Here is a 15,586-nt window from a genome sequence, read left to right as displayed (position 1 = left end):
CCTTCTATATAAGTTCTTTTATATTATCCTTTCCCTTAAAGCGACTTTTAATGAGTAAATATTGTTCCATTTCATACACAAGTTGAACAAGTTTCGCACGTATCTCAAATTCTTCGCGTGTAGCTGGCAATGGCATGTCTCTAAATAATTCCCTCATTTCTTGAAGCTGCCTTAAGGAAATAACGCCAGTACTTTCAGGGCTAATAGCATTACCAATGTTTTCAACAACATCTGCAATCATGTCAGCTTGTTCATATGTCCACGATAAAGAAGCTGCTAGTGGTATCATTCGCTCTAAAATTTCGAATTGTTGCATACGCATATTAAAATAACGATAGTAATAATCATCTTCTCGCATAAATGCATTCTCAAGTTTTTTAAACGATAAATCTCTTGCTTCATTTAACATATTCTCGGTTTCAATGAGTTCTGCTCCACTCCAACTACTTTCTCGATTTCGTAAATACACAACCATTTCAAACAAAATCGTTTTAAAATTATTCTCTATTTTATCCTGATACTCTTTTAGCTTATTTTCACTACTCGGCATATACATATTTACTAATAACGCCACGCTAATCCCTATCGTTAATATAGCAATTTCATTTCCAACTATAAGCCATGTAATTTGCTTCAATGAATATAGATGCATAACAATAACTGAACTCGTGACAATACCTTCTTGAATTTTAAGCATTACTGCAGTCGGAATAAATGTAAGTAACAATATGCTAATTGCAAGTGGTGTATAGCCAATCGTTTCAAAAATACAAAACGCGAATGCCATTGATAATACACACGCTAGAAAACGATGTAACGACACTTGAAGTGATTTGCGCTTCGTATTTTGTACACATAAAATAACTAAAATGCCTGCTGAACTATAAAATTCTAACCCTAATAACTGAGCAATAAAAACTGCCGCACCTGTCCCTATTGCTGTTTTTACTGTACGATATCCAATTTTAAACATATCATTACTCCTATATGTATAAACGTATTTACAGCTAGTATAAAAAAAGGATGACACAATGTCATCCTTTTCTACTTATTATTCACATAACCTTTTCATATTACAATATTTTTTGTAAAAATTGTTGCGCACGTTCACTTTTCGGCGCTGCAAAAAATTCTTCTGGCGCACTATCTTCTACAAGCTTTCCTCCGTCCAAGAAAAGAACACGATCTGCCACTTCTTTTGCAAAGCCCATTTCATGTGTAACGATAGCCATCGTCATTCCTGTCGTAACTAACGATTTCATAACTTCTAACACTTCTTTCACCATCTCTGGATCTAGCGCCGATGTCGGTTCATCAAATAACATAACTTCCGGTTCCATCGCTAACGCTCTTGCAATTGCTACACGTTGCTTTTGTCCTCCCGAAAGACGATTTGGATACGTATCTTTTTTATCTACTAATCCAACCTTTTCTAAAAGTTTCTCAGCTTTCTTTTCAGCTTCTTGCTTCGTTACCCCTTTTACATTGATAGGGGCATACGTAATATTTTCTAATACAGTCATATGAGGAAATAAGTGAAAATGTTGAAATACCATACCGACATTTTCACGAACATGCATAACATTCGTTTTCGGATTCGTTACTTCTTCCGTCCCAATCCAAATGTGACCATCCGTTGGTGCTTCTAACATATTCATACAACGTAAAAATGTTGATTTTCCTGATCCAGAAGGCCCTATAATTGCGACTACTTCCCCTTTTTCAATTGTTGTTGTAATTCCTTTTAATACTTCGTTTTTACCAAATGATTTATGAAGGTTTTCAATTTTAATCACTTTTCTTCATTCTCCCTTCAATTGCCTTCCCGACTAATGTAAGAATAATGACTAACATATAATAAATCAGTCCAACAAAAAGTAATGGTTCAAGATATTTAAATGTCTCACCGCCTACAATGTAAGCACGACGCATTAAATCAGTCGCGCCTATTACTGTTACTACAGCCGATTCTTTCGTAAGTGTCGCAAATTCGTTCACAAGCGCTGGTAATATATTTTTTAATGCTTGAGGGAAAATAATATTTCTCATCATTTTTCCGTACGGTATCCCTAAAGCCATTGCTGCTTCTGTTTGTCCTTTATCAACCGCTTGAATACCAGCACGAATTACTTCTGACATGTATGCACCTGAATTCAAGCTAAATGCAAGTACAGCAGCTAAGAATGCTGGTATTTCATAACCAATTATTTGTGGGACGCCGAAATAAATAATCATTAATTGCAATACAAGGGGTGTACCACGAAAAATTGATGTATAAAAATCTGCTGCTATATTTAATGCTCGTATTCTAGCAATTTTACAAAGTGCTAATAGCGTTCCTAAAATAAATCCTGCTAAAGCTGATACTGCTACAATTTTCAAAGTAACTTCTAAACCTTTTAGTATATATGGTATCGAAGGCGTAATCGCCGAAAAATCTAAGTTCATTCTTTTCATTCCCCTCACAGAAAAGTGAAAGGCAGCTTATTTTCCGCTGCCAAACCATTTCTTCACTAATTTATCCATTTCTCCATTTTCTTGCATTTTTTTAATTACTTTATTAAATTCAGCTGTTTTATCACTGTTTTTCGGAAGGGCAATTGCTGCTCCAACTTCTTCTGGTGCTTCTTTAATTTCAATTCCTTGTAAATCTTTCATTTTCTCTAAATAATTTTTAGCAACTGTATCTTCTATAATTGCAGCGTCAAAACGACCAGCTTTAATTTCTTGTACGATTTCTGGTATACGGTCACGTCCCTCAACTTGGAAATCTACTTGTTTTTTAAATTCTGAAGCTTTCTCTTCTTGAATAGACCCTGTTTGTACCCCTACTTTTTTCCCTTTTAAATCCTCTACAGATTTAATGTTAGAATCCTTTTTAGAAACGACCATATTTTTCGCAACAAAATAAATATCTGTAAAATCAACATTATTTTTACGCTCTGCAGTTGGCGTCATACCTGCCATTACGAAATCAACTTTTCCTGAACTAAGAGATGCTAATAAACCACCAAAATCCATATCTTTCACTTTCACTTCATACCCAAGTTCTTTTCCGATATATTTAGCAACATCAACATCAAAGCCAATAATTTCATCGCTCTTTGACGCATCTACATATTCATAAGGTTTATAATCTGCTGAAGTTCCCATTACGAGTACTTTTTTATTTCCTTTTGTTTCTTTCGATTCCCCATTACTACAAGCGCTGAATATACTTACAATTAAAATAAGTGCAAACGATATTGATACTAACTTCTTCATCTTTCTTCCCCCTAATAATGTATATTTAAAAGTTTAATAGAATATTTATTCGATGTTTGTATTGTATCAGCACTTTTATTTTTATGCAATATATAAAATAAAAATAAATAACGAAACAATATAAACGCTGTTTGTTATGTATAAAATGATGCATAAAATAACATAACTATGCATATCTCAGAAATTTTAATAATAAATAAAAAAGGCGGCACATCCACTTGATTGTGGACGTGCCGCCTTTTCTCTTATTTTTTATAGTTCTTCACAATTCTCTTCGAAATATGATTGTAGTTTCGCAATAACTTGCATCGGTTCATGACCTTCAATTTCATGACGCTCTACCATCGTTACAATTTTTCCATCTTTTAATAAAGCAAATGATGGAGAAGAAGGTGGGTACCCTTCGAAATATTCACGAGCTCTTGCTGTCGCTTCTTTATCTTGACCTGCAAACACCGTTACAAGGTGGTTAGGACGTTTATCATAATGTACGGAATGCGCAGCAGCAGGACGAGCAATACCACCTGCACAACCACATACAGAGTTTACCATTACAAGTGTTGTTCCATTTCTTTTAAACGCTTCTTCTACCGCTTCCGGCGTCGTCAATTCTGTATATCCAGCAGAGACAATCTCTTCACGCGCTTGGCGGACAACATCATTCATAAAAAAGTTAAAATTAATCACTCTTTTCCCTCCTCTAAAACTACCTATTTGTATCTTACCAGTTAATGTTTATGAAATACAAGTAAGTTTACTTGTATTTAAGTATAGAAAAGGTGTTAGAGCTCTTGCTCTAACACCTTTTCTTTAATGACCACGATGTTTTTGCTTTGCTTTTTGTACTTTCATTAAACGTCTTCTTTCTTTTTCAGCTTCTCGCTTCTCTTTAGACTGCAGTTTCTTTTCTTGTTTATGCAATTCATAAGATAAACTAATCGCCTCTTGCGCCTTAGTAAAACGTTTAATAGTTGTTTCTTTTGCTGCTTGTCGTATGATACGCTTTATGTTTTTAGGACGCTGTTTTTCTTTAACTTCTACACCACATTTTGCAAAGTGCTGAAAATGCTCTAAAAGTGAACCATTCACAAACATAAGCACTTCTTCATCTGACGGTTCCGCCCCAAAAATATACCTCGCCCCATACAATTTCCCTTTTTCTTTACATGTAATGATTCCAACAAAAAATTGGCCATCGTGATATACTGTCAAATCCATTGACAGCCCCTCCTTTAAAAGATTAGAAATACGGGACATCCCGGAGGGGAAGGTTACTGACATGAAATCATGCGTCTGGACTACCAACCAGAGCTGTGTTTTTGTATTTCTTTCACTATTATTATATCTTTTTTTCCATAATCTTCATATATTCAGCAATCATTTTTTTATGCGATCCTACAATATAGTCAGGTAGTTCTGTTACTGAAAAGAATTTAAGCTGAACTGCTTCTTCTTTATTCATAACAAAATCCCCTTCGTATTCATCCGTATAATAGGCGGTTGTTACAGATTGAAATTCATCACCGTTTTCTAATTTTGTAAAGTAGTTCGCTCCAGAAAATACATTGATTAGTCGCAAGTTCTTCACTTTTATTCCTGTCTCTTCATATACTTCACGATAAGCTGTTTCTTCTGGTGATTCACTAAGCTCCATTAGCCCGCCAGGTAGCCCCCATTTTCCGTACGGCTCTGTCCGCTGCTGCAATAAAACATATCCATTTTCATTTATAACGAGTACAACAGCACCAACTAAAATTAAAGGGCGATGACCAACTATTTTTCGTAATTCTTCTACATATCCCACCGTATCGCCTCCTTTTTCGTTGTCCACACTATTGTATCATATGTACGAAACGACAAAATGCGTATATTTTTCATTTTTTTAACAAAATATTTATTTTATGTGATTCATCTACTGTAGCTAACATAATAGATTCGACTTCTGTACTCTCCTCTAGAAATTCTCTCGCCCACGCTTCTGTTTTTCCTAATAATGCAAGAACATCTTTCTGTATCCTCCCATCCTTTACTAATACAAAAGAAACTGGAGATTTTTTTCCCGCCACTTTAAGATCAAGCCGCGAAACTGCTTCATATTCTGGATACCGAAATATAGAAACGACACCGTTTGCTTCCCATAATGCTAATTTAATCGTTTGAATATCGCTCACATTTCGCATACGAAGTTCCGAAAACAAATATTCCAAGGTAATTCTCGCCTTTTTCAAATTGCTAAAATTAATGGAACCATTGTGTATAAGAATAATAGGTGCAGGCTCTAAAAAACGTCTCCATCTATCCCATTTCAGCATTAAAACTGAGCTTATAATATGAAGTACAACAAGTATGAACGTTGTAATCATCGATCCCAGTAACCCTACTTTTTCATCAGACAATGCGTTAGAAATATTCCCACCAAGCAATAACACTAATACAACATCTAAAAAACGAAGTTGTGCGATAGACCTTTGCCCCATCGCTTTCGCAACTAATATTAAAAATATGTATGCTATAATAGCCCGAATAACCCATTCACTATTAGAAAGATGTCGTGCTCCTTCAAAAATATGCATATGCATCACTTTGCACTCCTTACCCGTCTCAAACTGCTATCCTGTTTTAGTTTGCAACGTTTATGAGCATATATGTAAAAAAGCTGGTTCGTTTAAAAACGAACCAGCTTTTTTTACTTAACTGAAAACATATATTTTTTATACGTTTTCCGTACCGATAATATGAGCCCCATCATAATCATATTTGAGAATAAGGAACTTCCCCCATACGATAAGAAAGGTAATGCAATACCTTTTACAGGCATTAATCCAACGATCATACCGATGTTTTGGAATATTTGAACTGTTAATATACCGATTGATCCAGCGCATAATAATGTACCAAATAAATTATCAGCGGAATAACCAATAATAATTGTTCGATATAGTAGTAATAGGAACAAGAAGACAACTAAGGCTGCTACGATAAATCCACCTTCTTCGGCAATTGTAGCGAAAATAAAGTCAGTATGCTTCTCTGGAATATAGACGCTTCCTCCCCCAAACCCTTTACCTTCCATTCCTCCACTACCTACAGCTAAAATCGATTGCTGTGTTTGATAACCTTGATCTGCATTTTCAAATGGATTTAACCAACCTACAATACGCGACTGTTGGTGAGGCTTTAGTAAAGTAACTAAATTATTATAGAAAAAGTCTTGATACTTAAAGAAAATAAATATTAAAGCAGATAATATGGTCAACGGAATAACTGTACATAATGCTATCAATTTCTTTTGAATACCTGACATAAATAAAATACATGCAATAGCAGCAGCATATAAGAACACCATACCTGTATCAGGTTGACTATATACAACCGCCATAGGTGGAAGTGACACTAGCATAATTTTACCTACTAGCTTTAAATCTGTTTGGAATGTCCTTGCCATATACTGTGCATTATGTTTCACTGCTATACTCGCTACTACAAGTAGCAATGCAATTTTGAAAAACTCAGACGGCTGAATTTGCCCAAATACTGGGAAAACAAACCATCTTTTTGCACCTAATTTTTCAGGTGTAAAACCTGATGGTGGTAATACTTTCAAAAGAATAAGTGAAGCAAATCCAGCAATATAAAGCGGCCAAGATAATTTTTGCAATTGATCTAAGTCGATGCTTGCAACAAGAAGTAACAATACAACCCCAATTATGTAGTTAACACCTTGTTTCATAGCAAAGTTTGCAGCTCCATACTGTCCCGTTTGCTGACTGCTATATATAGCAGCTATACTCGTCACACATAGTGCACACAAAATTAAAATTAATTTTACATCTAAACTTTTTAGAAACTCGGTACTTCTTTTCATGACATCCTCCTGAAACATTGTTACGGCAAAAATAAAAAACCAGGAGTCAACATTCTTCATGTTTTGACGACTGATTACACATTATCTATAAAACACTTATATAGAATAACTCTCTTTTTCATACAATACAATATATTATACTACAGTTTCATCAGTAAGATTTGCCAAAAAAATTATTCTTTTCTTATTTTATATCCATATACCATATATCAGCAATGTATTTTCGTAAATTCCTAATACATAATCGTTTATTGTAAGATTACTGGGAAAGATATTTATACATATAGTAGGATGTAGATGAAGAAATAAGATAATAAAAAGCTCGCATAAGCGAGCTTTTTATTAATATACAGATGTATTATTTTCTGACATGTTTTCTAAAATTTCTTTAACACGTCCTAAGAACTTACCACAAATTAAACCATCAAGTACTCGGTGATCAAGTGATAAACATAAGTTAACCATATCACGAGCACCGAACATACCGTTATCCATAATTACTGGGCGTTTTACAATTGATTCAACTTGTAAAATAGCTGCTTGTGGGTAATTAATAATACCCATAGATTGAACAGAACCGAATGATCCTGTGTTATTAATTGTAAATGTTCCACCTTGCATTTCGTCTGCTTTTAACGATTTCGTACGTACTTTTCCTGCAAGTTCTGTAATTTCACGAGCGATGCCTTTAATTGTTTTCTCGTCCGCTTGCTTAATTACTGGTACAAATAGTTCTTCCTCTGTTGCAACAGCGATAGAAAGGTTAATATCTTTCTTCTGAACAATTTTATCGCCAGCCCACATTGAATTAATTTGAGGATACTCTTTTAACGCTTGTGCTACTGCTTTTACGAAGAAAGCAAAGAACGTTAAGTTAAAGCCTTCACGCTTCTTAAAGTCACCTTTAATTGAGTTACGGTATGACACAAGGTTTGTCACATCTACTTCAATCATCATCCAAGCATGTGGTGCTTCGTGTTTACTACGTAACATGTTTGCTGCGATTGCTTTACGCACACCTGTTACTGGAATTTCGATATCTCCAGGCATTGTAGGTACAGAAACTGGTTTCGCAGCTTCTACTTTTTGCGCTACTGGTGCTGCTTTTGGTGCTTCTGGGCGAGCTTCTACTACTGCCGCTACAGCTTCCTCTTTCTTCGCCGCACCTGCTTGTGGGATATTTCCAGATTCCACCAGCTTTAAAATATCTTTACGAGTGATACGGCCGTTTGCTCCCGTACCTTCTACTAGATCTAAATCAACGTTATGCTCACCCGCAAGCTTTAACACAGCTGGTGAAAAACGTGGTTTTCCATCAGTTGGTTGTTTTACTTTCGGTGCTTTTTCAGACGTAGCTACTTCTGCCTTTGATTCTTCTTTAGTTTTTTCCTCAACAGCTGTTGCTGCTACTTCATCTGCGCCTTCTACTTGAATAACACAAACTACTTCACCTACAGCTAACGTATCACCTTCACCAGCGATTAACTCTTTCACAACACCCGTGAAAGAAGATGGTACTTCAGCATTTACTTTATCAGTCATTACTTCTGCAAGCGGATCATACTTATTTACGTGATCGCCAACATTAACGAGCCATTTACTAATTGTGCCCTCTGTAACGCTCTCCCCGAGCTGAGGCATTGTAATATTTTCTACAGCCATGTATAGTCCCCCCGATTAAAATTCCGCAAGTTCACGCATTGCTTTTTCAACTTTATCTGGATTTACCATAAAGAATTTTTCCATTGTTGGTGCATATGGCATTGCTGGAACGTCTGGACCTGCAAGACGTGCGATTGGCGCATCTAAATCAAATAGACAGTTTTCAGCGATAATTGCTGCCACTTCACTCATAATGCTTCCTTCTTTATTGTCTTCTGTTACAAGAAGAACTTTACCTGTTTTAGAAGCTGCTTCAATGATTGCTTCTTTATCTAATGGATATACAGTACGTAAATCAAGAATGTGTGCAGAGATGCCATCTTGTGCTAACTTTTCAGCCGCTTGAAGAGCAAAATGAACACATAATCCGTACGTGATAACTGTAATATCATCACCTTCACGTTTTACATCTGCTTTTCCGATTGGTAATACGTAGTCATCCTCTGGTACTTCACCTTTAATTAAACGATATGCACGTTTATGTTCGAAGAATAATACTGGATCTTCATCACGAATGGCTGCTTTTAATAAGCCTTTTGCATCATATGGTGTAGAAGGGATAACGATTTTTAAACCTGGTTGGTTTGCAAACATCGCTTCTACAGATTGTGAATGATACAATGCACCGTGAACCCCCCCGCCAAATGGTGCACGGATTGTAACTGGACAAGTCCAATCATTATTAGAACGATAACGAATTTTTGCTGCCTCAGAAACAATTTGGTTTACTGCTGGCATGATGAAATCAGCAAACTGCATTTCAGCGATTGGACGCATACCATACATTGCTGCACCAATTGCTACCCCAGCAATTGCAGATTCTGCAAGCGGTGCATCAAGCGCACGATCTTCACCAAATTGATCATACAAACCGTGTGTCGCTTTAAACACGCCACCTTTTTTACCAACATCTTCTCCTAAAACGAATACTTTCTCATCGCGTTCCATTTCTTCGCGCATTGCTAATGTAATAGCATCAATATAAGACATTACAGCCATGAAACGTTCCCCCCTATTCTGCGTATACGTGCTTCAATGCATCTTCAGGTGCTGCATACGGAGCATTTTCTGCATATTCTGTTGCTTCATTTACGATATGCATAATTTCGTCTAACATTTGTTTTTCGGATTCCTCAGTTAACACACCAGCTTCTTTTAAATAAGCTGCGAATGTTATAATTGAATCTTTTTTCTTTGCTTCTTCTACTTCTTCTTTATCACGATAAACACGATCATCATCGTCACTAGAATGTGCTGTTAAACGATATGATACTGTTTCAATTAAAGTTGGTCCTTCACCACGACGACCGCGATCTGCTGCTTCTTTTACAGCTTTATATACTGCAAGTGGATCGTTTCCGTCTATTGTATATCCAGGCATACCGTAACCAATCGCACGATCTGATACGTTTTTACATGCTAATTGTTTTTCAACTGGAATAGAGATTGCATATTTGTTATTTTCACACATAAAAATAACAGGTAGTTTGTGTACACCAGCAAAGTTTGCCCCTTCATGGAAGTCACCTTGGTTTGAAGAGCCTTCTCCAAATGTAACGAACGTTACTAAATCTTTCTTCTCCATTTTTCCAGCTAGTGCAATACCAACTGCATGTGGTACTTGTGTTGTTACTGGAGATGAACCTGTAACAATACGATTTTTCTTTTGACCGAAGTGACCAGGCATTTGACGACCACCAGAGTTTGGATCTCCAGCTTTCGCAAAAGCAGACAACATAAGCTCTTTAGCTGTCATACCAAATGCTAGTACAACACCCATATCACGGTAGTATGGTAATGCATAATCTTTCTCTCTATCAAGAGCGAACGCCGCTCCAACTTGTGCAGCCTCTTGTCCTTGACAAGAAATTACGAATGGAATTTTACCAGCGCGGTTTAATAACCACATACGTTCGTCAATTTTACGTGCAAGTAACATCGTACGGAACATTTCTAATACTTGCTCATCACTTAAGCCAAGCTCTTCATGGCGCTTTTCTTTTACTTCTGCCATTTTTCATAACCTCCTAAATCCACATTTTTATGCGTGTAACGCTCTTCCATCTACAGCAAGTGCTGCTTCACCAATCGCCTCAGATAATGATGGATGCGGATGAATTGTATGTGCTACTTCCCAAGGTGTTGCATCAAGTACTCTTGCAAGACCCGCTTCAGAAATCATATCTGTTACATGTGGTCCAATCATATGAACACCAAGAATGTCATTTGTCTCTTCATCAACTACAAGTTTTACGAAACCATCTGATTCTCCGTATACAAGTGCTTTTCCGATTGCGCGGAATGAGAACTTACCTACTTTTAACTTATAGCCTTTTTCTTTCGCTTCTTGTTCTGTTAAACCGACAGAAGCAACTTCTGGACTGCTATATACGCATTTTGATACCATAGAGTAATCAATTGGTGTAACTTCTTTCCCTGCAATATGTTCTACTGCAGCAATTCCTTCATGAGAAGCAACGTGAGCAAGTTGCAGGCCACCGATTACATCTCCAATTGCGTAAATATGCGATTCTTTCGTTTGATAAAACTCATTTGTTTGAATGTATCCTTTTTCCACAACGATATCTGTGTTCTCTAAGCCAATATTTTGCGTATTCGCTTGTCTTCCTACAGATACAAGCATTTTTTCTGCTTTAAATTCTTTATTTTCACCGTTGTGTTCAGCTTGGATTGTTACTCCATTATCTTTTACCAATGTTTCTGGTAATACTTTTGCACCAGTTACCACTTTAATACCTTTTTTCTTGAATAGACGTTGCATTTCTTTTGAAACGTCTTGATCTTCTAGTGGTAATATTGTTTTTGCATACTCTAATACTGTAACTTCTACACCGAAGTCAGCAAGCATAGATGCCCACTCAATACCGATTACACCGCCACCAACGATAATAATCGAACTAGGAAGCGTTTCCATTTTTAGGGCATGATCTGAAGACATTACGTACTCTCCGTCTAATTCTAAACCTGGTAATGAATTTGGACGAGAACCTGTTGCAATAAGTACATTTTTTGGAATTAACATTTCATTCTCTTCTCCACTTGCAAGTTCAACTGAAATTGTCCCTGGCATCGGAGAGAAAATAGATGGGCCAAGAATACGGCCAATACCTTCAAACACATCAATTTTACCTTGTTTCATTAAGTGTTGAACGCCTTTATGAAGCTGCGTTACAATCTTCTCTTTACGCTCTTGTACTTTCGCAAAGTTTAGTTCTACATTGCTTGCAATAACTCCGAACTCTTCGCTTTTTTTAGCAGTTGCATATACTTCCGCACTACGTAAAAGAGCTTTACTAGGGATACATCCTTTGTGTAAACAAGTACCACCAAGATTTTCTTTTTCGACTAGTGCAGTTTTTAACCCTAGTTGTGATGCACGAATTGCAGCAACATATCCACCAGTACCGCCGCCAACGATGACTAAATCATATTCTTTTGCCATTATCTCAACCCCTAGCTACCGTTTCTTTTTCACGTACAACATATTCTTTTGGAGCTTCTTCTTCACGTAATACACGAAGTGCTCCTTCTGCTAACGCTTCTAACTCATCTTCGCCTGGATGTACGATAACATCTGCAATCCAGTCCACTCGCTCTTTTATTTCATCGACAAGAATTTTACTGTATGCCAGTCCACCAGTTAATACGATTGCATCGATTTTCCCGTGAAGTACAGCGCTAGCTCCGCCAATCTCTTTTGCAACTTGATATGCCATTGCTTTATAAATAAGAGTTGCTTCAGGATCACCTTTTTCAACCATTTTCTCTACTTTAATCGCATCATTTGTACCGATTAAACTTACAAGTCCACCTTGTCCGACAAGCTTTTTAATCATTTCATCTCGGTAATACTCACCAGAGAAACACATTTCTACTAGTTGCCCTACTGGTACTGTACCAGCACGCTCTGGACTAAATGGTCCTTCTCCGTTTAAACCGTTATTCACATCGATTACTCTTCCTTTTTTATGAGCACCAACTGTAATACCACCGCCCATATGTGTAACTAATAAATTTAAATCCTCATATTTGTGGTTTAACTGTTCGGCTACTTTACGAGCAACTGCTTTTTGATTTAATGCATGGAAGATACTTTTACGTTCCATACCAGCAATACCACTTATACGAGCAACTGGCTCCATCTCATCTACAACGACAGGATCCACAATAAATGCAGGAATGTTTAATCCAGAAGCAATTTCATATGCTAAAATGCCTCCAAGGTTTGAAGCGTGATGACCGCTAAACCCATTTTTTAAATCTTCTAACATCGCATCGTTTACTGTATACGTACCGCCTTCGATTGGACGAAGTAATCCACCACGTCCACAAACAGCGTTTAATTTTGAAATGTTAATACCATGAGAATGTAGAACTTCTAAAATCGTTTCTTTTCGAAACTCATATTGGTCGATAATTCGCTTGTATTTCCCAATCTGTTCTACGTCATGACGAATCGTTTCTTCTAAAACGGGTCTTTCATTATCAAAAACACCAATTTTTGTGGATGTACTACCTGGGTTAATAACAAGAATTCGATTTACAGACAATGTTGCTACCTCCACTAATAAATTCAAAAGGAAGTGGAAACCTCATAAGAGGTAACCACGCCTTTTGTAAAAGTTATATATGAATGATTAGCGACGGCTAATAATATCGTGACCGTTGCGTAAGTAAGTGCTACGAGAATTTTTCAAGCTTGCAATGCGCTCTTCAGCTAGACGATCTGCCGCTACATAAGTTGCTATGCCATCGCGTTTTGAAATTTCGATTACTTTTGCAATTGTGTCATAAATAGACTCAACACGTTTTAGTGCACGTTCTCTATTGTATCCATATAATTCGTCTGCTACGTTAATTACGCCACCTGCATTAATTACATAATCTGGTGCGTATACAATACCCATTTCATGAATGATGTCACCGTGACGATTTTCTTTTAATTGGTTATTTGCAGAACCTGCGATTACTTTTGCTTTAAGTTGTGGAATAGTTTCATCATTAACTGTTGCGCCTAATGCACATGGTGCGTAAATATCGCATTCAACACCGTAAATTTCATTTGGTTCAACTGCTGATGCACCGAATTCTTCTACAGCACGTTGTACAGCTTCTTTATTAATATCTGTAACGATTAATTTTGCTCCTTCAGCGTGTAAATGTTTGCATAGGTGATATGCTACGTTACCAACGCCTTGAACAGCAATTACTTTTCCTTCTAAATTGTCAGTACCGAAAGCTTCTTTTGCAGCTGCTTTCATACCACGGTAAACACCGTATGCAGTTACTGGAGATGGGTTACCAGAAGAACCGAATGATGGTGAGATACCTGTTACAAAGTCAGTTTCTTCATGGATAATATCCATATCATCTACTGTTGTACCAACATCTTCAGCTGTAATGTAACGTCCGTTTAGTCCTTGGATATAACGTCCTAGTGCACGGAACATTGCTTCGCTCTTATCTTTACGAGGATCACCGATAATTACTGTTTTCGCACCACCTAAGTTTAAACCAGCTGCTGCGTTTTTGTATGTCATCCCTTTTGCAAGACGCAATGCATCTTCAATCGCCGCTTCTTCAGAATCATATGTCCACATTCTTGTTCCACCAAGAGCCGGTCCAAGTGTTGTATCATGAATTGCAATAATTGCTTTTAAACCAGATTCTTTATCTTGACAAAATACTACTTGCTCATAATCATATTTTTCTAAGTATTCGAAGATTTCTAATGTCATTGTCGTTTCCCCCTAATGTTTTACCCTTTTTGGTTTATTTTGAAGCAGTCGCAACTGCCAATGCTAATGAATATACTTTTGTTTCTGCTGAATCAGCACGAGATGTTAAAACAATCGGTGCTTTTGCGCCAGCAATCATTGCTCCTACTTTTGCATCCGCAAAGTATACGAGTGATTTATATAGCACATTTCCAGCTTCAATCGTTGGGACGAGTAAAATATCTGCCTTACCTGCTACATCACTTACTATGCCTTTATGCTCTGCTGCAATTTGTGATACTGCATTATCTAAAGCAAGTGGTCCATCAACGATACAATCTTTAATTTGTCCGCGACGATTCATTTGTGTTAACATCGCTGCATCAATTGTCGCCTGCATCGCTGGATTCACAACTTCTACTGCTGCGATTGGTGCCACTTTGGGCAAGTCGATTCCTATTGCCTGGGCAACTTCTACAGTATTTTGTATAATAGCAGCTTTTTGTGTTACGTCAGGTGCGATGTTCATCGCTGCATCTGTAACGAAAATAAGACGGTCGTAATTTTGAACTTCAAATGCTGCTACATGTGAAAGTACGCTACCTTTACGTAGGCCCCACTCTTTGTTTAACACAGCCTTCAAAATATTCGCTGTTGGGATGTTCCCCTTCATAAGCACATCTGCTTCACCATTTCTCACAGCTTTAACAGAAAGTTCTGCAGCTTCAGCACTAGACATTGCTGCAATCACTTCAACATGTTCTGAAGTTTGTAAACCATGTTCTTGTAGCATCCCCATTATTTTTTCTTGATTTCCATATAGACGAAATTGAGCTAGCTGTAATTTAATTGCTTTCGCTACAGCTTCAATTACTTCATGATCTTCAGCTACTGCTACAGCCACAGTTTTTTTAGGCTTTCCTGCTGCTTGATCAATTAAGTATTCTAACTTCATATTTTGTAATCAACCCTTTCCGTCGTCCCTCGTCTATTTATAAAGCAAATACCGTGCCAACTTTTAAAAGTGGTCTTACCAATAATGAAAACGCATTCAAAA

16 protein-coding genes are annotated in these 15,586 nt (G+C 37.0%); all 16 read right to left on the bottom strand.

What is annotated here, in order from left to right:
- Positions 1 to 4: 4 nt before the first annotated feature.
- Entirely contained in the window at positions 5 to 973 is a 969-nt protein-coding gene (locus tag ES895_RS03190; protein WP_000472665.1) for an aromatic acid exporter family protein, read from the bottom strand.
- 100 nt (positions 974 to 1,073) lie between these two features.
- Positions 1,074 to 1,796, bottom strand: a complete 723-nt coding sequence (locus tag ES895_RS03185) for an amino acid ABC transporter ATP-binding protein (RefSeq protein ID WP_000590202.1) — start codon at positions 1,794 to 1,796, stop codon at positions 1,074 to 1,076.
- On the bottom strand, positions 1,789 to 2,448 hold the full coding sequence (locus tag ES895_RS03180; protein ID WP_001046915.1) for an amino acid ABC transporter permease: 660 nt from the start codon (positions 2,446 to 2,448) through the stop codon (positions 1,789 to 1,791). Before ES895_RS03180 ends, ES895_RS03185 begins: the two co-directional genes overlap by 8 nt.
- A gap of 36 nt (positions 2,449 to 2,484) precedes the next feature.
- A complete protein-coding gene (locus ES895_RS03175) occupies positions 2,485 to 3,264 on the bottom strand; it encodes a transporter substrate-binding domain-containing protein (RefSeq protein WP_000737676.1) in 780 nt (259 codons plus the stop codon).
- Between the two features lie 252 nt (positions 3,265 to 3,516).
- Positions 3,517 to 3,930 (bottom strand): BrxA/BrxB family bacilliredoxin, encoded by a 414-nt coding sequence (locus ES895_RS03170; RefSeq protein WP_001979317.1) that lies wholly within the window; start codon positions 3,928 to 3,930, stop codon positions 3,517 to 3,519.
- A gap of 144 nt (positions 3,931 to 4,074) precedes the next feature.
- A complete protein-coding gene (locus ES895_RS03165; RefSeq protein ID WP_000366585.1) occupies positions 4,075 to 4,482 on the bottom strand; it encodes a YjdF family protein in 408 nt (135 codons plus the stop codon).
- 121 nt (positions 4,483 to 4,603) lie between these two features.
- Entirely contained in the window at positions 4,604 to 5,068 is a 465-nt protein-coding gene (locus ES895_RS03160; RefSeq protein WP_000542555.1) for an NUDIX hydrolase, read from the bottom strand.
- A gap of 70 nt (positions 5,069 to 5,138) precedes the next feature.
- Complete coding sequence (locus ES895_RS03155) at positions 5,139 to 5,843, bottom strand: DUF421 domain-containing protein (RefSeq protein ID WP_000550964.1); 705 nt, start codon at positions 5,841 to 5,843, stop codon at positions 5,139 to 5,141.
- A gap of 107 nt (positions 5,844 to 5,950) precedes the next feature.
- On the bottom strand, positions 5,951 to 7,129 hold the full coding sequence (locus ES895_RS03150; protein WP_000831181.1) for an FtsW/RodA/SpoVE family cell cycle protein: 1,179 nt from the start codon (positions 7,127 to 7,129) through the stop codon (positions 5,951 to 5,953).
- 342 nt (positions 7,130 to 7,471) lie between these two features.
- Complete coding sequence (locus ES895_RS03145) at positions 7,472 to 8,791, bottom strand: dihydrolipoamide acetyltransferase family protein (RefSeq protein ID WP_000257681.1); 1,320 nt, start codon at positions 8,789 to 8,791, stop codon at positions 7,472 to 7,474.
- A 15-nt stretch (positions 8,792 to 8,806) separates the two neighbouring features.
- Positions 8,807 to 9,790 carry a 3-methyl-2-oxobutanoate dehydrogenase subunit beta gene (gene bfmBAB / locus ES895_RS03140; RefSeq protein WP_000290071.1) on the bottom strand — a complete coding sequence of 328 codons (984 nt, stop codon included), beginning with the start codon at positions 9,788 to 9,790 and terminating at the stop codon, positions 8,807 to 8,809.
- Between the two features lie 13 nt (positions 9,791 to 9,803).
- On the bottom strand, positions 9,804 to 10,805 hold the full coding sequence (gene bfmBAA, locus ES895_RS03135; protein WP_000852551.1) for a 3-methyl-2-oxobutanoate dehydrogenase subunit alpha: 1,002 nt from the start codon (positions 10,803 to 10,805) through the stop codon (positions 9,804 to 9,806).
- Between the two features lie 27 nt (positions 10,806 to 10,832).
- Positions 10,833 to 12,254 carry a dihydrolipoyl dehydrogenase gene (gene lpdA, locus ES895_RS03130; protein WP_001051289.1) on the bottom strand — a complete coding sequence of 474 codons (1,422 nt, stop codon included), beginning with the start codon at positions 12,252 to 12,254 and terminating at the stop codon, positions 10,833 to 10,835.
- Between the two features lie 4 nt (positions 12,255 to 12,258).
- Positions 12,259 to 13,362 carry a butyrate kinase gene (buk, locus tag ES895_RS03125; protein WP_000115780.1) on the bottom strand — a complete coding sequence of 368 codons (1,104 nt, stop codon included), beginning with the start codon at positions 13,360 to 13,362 and terminating at the stop codon, positions 12,259 to 12,261.
- Between the two features lie 87 nt (positions 13,363 to 13,449).
- Positions 13,450 to 14,550: a leucine dehydrogenase gene (locus ES895_RS03120; RefSeq protein WP_000171357.1), complete on the bottom strand. Its 1,101-nt coding sequence runs from the start codon at positions 14,548 to 14,550 to the stop codon at positions 13,450 to 13,452.
- Between the two features lie 34 nt (positions 14,551 to 14,584).
- Positions 14,585 to 15,484, bottom strand: coding sequence for a phosphate butyryltransferase (yqiS, locus tag ES895_RS03115; protein WP_000764670.1), 900 nt, complete (start codon positions 15,482 to 15,484; stop codon positions 14,585 to 14,587).
- Positions 15,485 to 15,586 lie beyond the last annotated feature (102 nt).

This window comes from Bacillus sp. 007/AIA-02/001, from assembly GCF_004634455.1.
Lineage (GTDB): Bacteria > Bacillota > Bacilli > Bacillales > Bacillaceae_G > Bacillus_A > Bacillus_A cereus.
Note: the sequence above shows the minus strand (reverse complement) of the source record. Positions and strands in the feature narration are given on the sequence as shown.